We start from the raw sequence: 2,097 nt of genomic DNA on the forward strand, positions 1-2,097 counted from the left end.
TGCCCCAGGTCCTGCAACTGGCGCATCTTGTTGAGCACCACCGTGTGGCCGATGTGGATGTCGGGCGCGGTCGGGTCCAGGCCCAGCTTGATGCGCAGCGGCACGCCGGTGGCGGCGCTCTTCGCGAGCTTCTGCTCCCACTCGGCGGCGATCAGCAGTTCGTCGCAGCCGCGCAGCGAGATTTCCATCGCGCGCAGCACCTCCGGCGTCACCGGATATTTCGGTTTGGCCGGCGAGGTTTGTTCTGAGGCGGGTGCGGCGGAGGCGTCGGATACGGTCATGGCAAATAGGGAAAAGAGCCGCATGCGCCACAGTGGCGCGCGGACACGGCAATTCGGGAAACCAGCGGCATGCGCCCGGCGCGCACTTGGCGGCGGGCACGATCCGGCGATTTTACCGTGATGCGGCCACCGGCCCCAAAGGGCGCCCCAAGGCGCCCCAAGCTCAGCCCCCGCTGGTATGCTCACGCGCATGACGACACCCGCCCATTCCACCAGCGAGCGCTACATCGGCCTGATGTCCGGCACCAGCCTGGACGGTGTGGACGGCGTCCTGGTCGACTTCTCCGGCACGCGCCCGGCGCTGCTGACCGACGCCTACGTCCCGTTCCCGCCCGCGCTGCGCCAGGCGTTCTTCGACCTGCAGCACGCCGGCCACAACGAGATCCACCGCGAGGCGCTGGCCGCCAACGCCCTGGCCGATCTGTACGCCGATTGCGTCGCCCAACTGCTGCGCGAGAGCGGCAGTGCCCCACGCGACGTGCGCGCCATCGGCGCCCACGGCCAGACCATCCGACACCAGCCCGGCGCGCACGACGGCATCGGCTACACACGCCAGACCCAGCACGCAGCCTTGTTGGCCGAGCGCACCGGCATCGACGTCATCGCCGATTTCCGCAGCCGCGACATCGCTGCGGGCGGGCAAGGCGCGCCGCTCGTGCCTGCGGTACACCGCGCACTGTTTGCGCTGCCCGACGCCTGGCGCGTGGTCTGCAACATCGGCGGCATCGCCAACCTGACCGTGCTGCCCCCGCAGCAATCGGAGACGCGCGACGCCGTGCTCGGCTTCGATTGCGGCCCCGGCAATGCCCTGCTCGACTACTGGATCCACACCCACCGCGGCGAGGCCTACGACCACGACGGCGCCTGGGCCCGCAGCGGTTGGATCGACGCCGCGCTGCTCGACACCTTGCGCACCGAGCCGTTCTTCGCGCAGACGCCACCCAAGAGCACGGGCCGCGATCTGTTCAACCCAGCCTGGCTGCAACAGCGCGGCGGCGATGCGCTCGACCGCGCCCGTCCCGAAGACGTGCAAGCCACCCTGCTCGCACTCACCGCCGACACCATTGCCGATGCCGTGCGCAACTACGCGCCGCGCGCGGCGTCAGTGGTGGTCTGCGGTGGCGGTGCGCGCAATGGCGCGCTGATGGCGCGGCTGGCGGCGCAACTGCCCGGCGTCGCCATCGGCCCAAGCGACGAGCTTGGCGTGCCGGCACACCAGGTCGAGGCACTCGCCTTTGCATGGCTGGCGCGCCAGTGCGTGCGGCGCGAGCCGGGCAACGTGTATCACGCCACCGGCGCTGCCGGCCCGCGCGTGCTCGGCACGATCTACCCGGCCTGAATCACCGGCCTCGTTCGCGATCCTACGGGCAACAAAAAAGCGCACCGAAGTGCGCTTTTTCTTTGGCGATGCGAGGGCGTCAGACCGAGAACGATGAGCCGCAACCGCAAGTGGTCGAAGCATTCGGGTTCTTGATGACAAACTGCGCGCCGTTGATGTCTTCCTTGTAGTCGATCTCGGCGCCCACCAGGTACTGGTAGCTCATCGAGTCGATCAAGAGCGTCACGCCATTCTTGCTCATGGTCGTGTCGTCTTCGTTGGTGTCTTCGTCAAAGGTGAAGCCGTACTGGAAGCCCGAGCACCCGCCGCCTTGCACGAACACGCGCAGCTTCAACTCCGGGTTGCCTTCTTCTTCGATCAGTTGCTTGACCTTGTCCGCAGCGCTGTCGGTAAAGACCAGCGGAGCCGGAACCTCGTTCACATCGGGCGTGGCTGCCTGCGCGACTGCGTTCATGAAAATCTCCTGTGGGAACGTCT

General features: G+C 67.7%; 2 protein-coding genes and 1 pseudogene. 1 reads left to right on the forward strand and 2 read right to left on the reverse strand.

Going from position 1 to position 2,097, the window contains the following annotated elements:
- Nucleotides 1–281, reverse strand: a pseudogene (locus QZ609_RS26635) (tyrosine--tRNA ligase); the annotation flags it as partial.
- Between the two features lie 178 nt (nt 282–459).
- Here QZ609_RS26635 and QZ609_RS26640 point away from each other — a divergent pair.
- Nucleotides 460–1,620, forward strand: a complete 1,161-nt coding sequence (locus QZ609_RS26640; RefSeq protein WP_295501571.1) for an anhydro-N-acetylmuramic acid kinase — start codon at nt 460–462, stop codon at nt 1,618–1,620.
- A 79-nt stretch (nt 1,621–1,699) separates the two neighbouring features.
- Here QZ609_RS26640 and erpA read toward each other — a convergent pair whose 3' ends face one another.
- A complete protein-coding gene (gene erpA, locus QZ609_RS26645) occupies nt 1,700–2,074 on the reverse strand; it encodes an iron-sulfur cluster insertion protein ErpA (RefSeq protein WP_295501574.1) in 375 nt (124 codons plus the stop codon).
- Between the last annotated feature and the right edge of the window lie 23 nt (nt 2,075–2,097).

It is taken from the genome of uncultured Ralstonia sp. (assembly GCA_913056305.1).
GTDB lineage: Bacteria > Pseudomonadota > Gammaproteobacteria > Burkholderiales > Burkholderiaceae > Ralstonia.

Bases quoted from the DNA above. Each gene is read 5' to 3' on its own strand.
- QZ609_RS26640 (WP_295501571.1), top strand. From the start codon at position 460: ATGCTCACGCGCATGACGACACCCGCCCATTCCACCAGCGAGCGCTAC.
- erpA (WP_295501574.1), bottom strand. From the start codon at position 2,074: ATGAACGCAGTCGCGCAGGCAGCCACGCCCGATGTGAACGAGGTTCCG.